This is a genomic window from Exiguobacterium sp. s129, from assembly GCF_018617585.1.
GTDB lineage: Bacteria > Bacillota > Bacilli > Exiguobacteriales > Exiguobacteriaceae > Exiguobacterium > Exiguobacterium aestuarii_A.
In genome coordinates this window covers 1-373 of sequence record NZ_JACSKL010000038.1, presented here as the reverse complement: position 1 = coordinate 373, position 373 = coordinate 1, and the positions used below count along the sequence as shown (strand labels likewise).

The 373-nt window shown below is 50.9% G+C and carries 2 tRNA genes; both read right to left on the bottom strand.

Features of this window, described 5'->3' with window-relative positions:
* Positions 1-92: 92 nt before the first annotated feature.
* Positions 93-165: transfer RNA gene (locus tag KNO92_RS14740), tRNA-Ala, on the bottom strand.
* Positions 166-187: 22 nt separating this feature from the next.
* Positions 188-264 (bottom strand) — tRNA-Ile (locus KNO92_RS14735).
* Positions 265-373: the final 109 nt, after the last annotated feature.

Here is a 373-nt window from a genome sequence, read left to right as displayed (position 1 = left end):
ATCTAGCGTCTAAGACACACGGTCCATTGCGGACCATATGTGAAATTGGTTTTTGATGTCTTGATGAATCTTCAGTTTTCAAGGAACAAAAGTGGAGCCTAGCGGGATCGAACCGCTGACCTCCTGCGTGCAAGGCAGGCGCTCTCCCAGCTGAGCTAAGGCCCCGTATTGGAATTGTTCATAAAAATGGTGGGCCTAAGTGGACTCGAACCACCGACCTCACGCTTATCAGGCGTGCGCTCTAACCGGCTGAGCTATAGGCCCTCATAGAGAGGTTTTGGTCTCTCAAAACTGAACGATGGGCAATGCCACATGGGCATTTTCCTTAGAAAGGAGGTGATCCAGCCGCACCTTCCGATACGGCTACCTTGTT